Genomic DNA, 1,098 nt, shown 5'->3' on the forward strand with positions numbered 1-1,098 from the left:
CGAGAGCGAGCCTCGCTGGCGTAGCGCGGCCCTCGCCATTGTGCTCGAACCAATGACCTGCCCCCCGCGAGATCCCTCAGTCTGATGTAGAGTCTGCTCAACCGTGAAGGAGCAGATGAATGAGGAAGAGCCGTTTCACCGAGGCGCAGATAATCGGGATGATCAAGGAGCAGGAGGCGGGCATGCCAACAGCTGAGGTGTGCCGCAGGCATGGTCTCAGCCCTGCGACGTTCTACAAGCTGAAGTCCAAGTATGGCGGCATGGAGGTCTCCGAGGCCGCCAGGCTGAAGGCGCTGGAAGATGAGAACGCCAAGCTCAAGCGCCTGCTGGCCGACACCATGCTCGACAATGTCGTCCTGAAGGATCTTCTGGGAAAGAACTGACGACGCTGACCAGGCGGCGAGAGGCAGCGCTCAGGGCCATGCGGGATCACGATATCTCGCAGCGCCGGGCCTGCCAGCTTGTCGGTGTCGATCCCAAGACGGTCCGGCGCGAACGCCCGCCGGACTGCCCCGAGATCCGCGAGGAAATGAAGGAGATCGCCGGGAAGCGGCGCCGGTTCGGCTATCGCCGGATCGGCATCCTGCTCGAGCGCAAGGGCATGCTCATGAACCACAAGAAGCTGTATCGGCTCTACCGGGAGGAAGGGCTGTCGGTGAAGCGACGGCGCGGGCGCAAGCGGGCCCGCGGGTCACGCGCGCCGATGCCGGAGGCGGCGCATCCCAATGCCCGCTGGTCGCTCGACTTTCTGGCCGACAGCTTCGGCGCCGCGCGCAAGTTCCGCATCCTGGCGGTGATCGACGATTGCTGCCGGGAGAACCTGTGCCTGACCGCCGACACCAGCATCTCGGGCGCCCGTGTCGCCCGCGAGCTGGATGCGCTGGTGCGGATCTACGGAAAGCCCGCTTGCATCGTCAGCGACAACGGCACCGAGTTCACCAGCCGCGCCATCCTGAAGTGGGCCGACAAGAACGGTGTGCCATGGCACTACATCGACCCGGGCAAGCCCCAGCAGAACGCCTTCATCGAAAGCTTCAATGGCAGCCTCAGGGACGAGTGCCTTCTGTAATCGGGGCGTGGCTGTCAAGCGGTCGATCA

At 64.4% G+C, this 1,098-nt stretch carries 1 pseudogene; it reads left to right on the forward strand.

The features are described from left to right. Nucleotides 1–119: 119 nt before the first annotated feature. A pseudogene (locus CVV76_RS24375) lies at nt 120–1,063 on the forward strand (IS3 family transposase); the annotation flags it as partial. Nucleotides 1,064–1,098 lie beyond the last annotated feature (35 nt).

The sequence above is a fragment of the Acidimangrovimonas sediminis genome (genome assembly GCF_002871005.1).
Lineage (GTDB): Bacteria > Pseudomonadota > Alphaproteobacteria > Rhodobacterales > Rhodobacteraceae > Acidimangrovimonas > Acidimangrovimonas sediminis.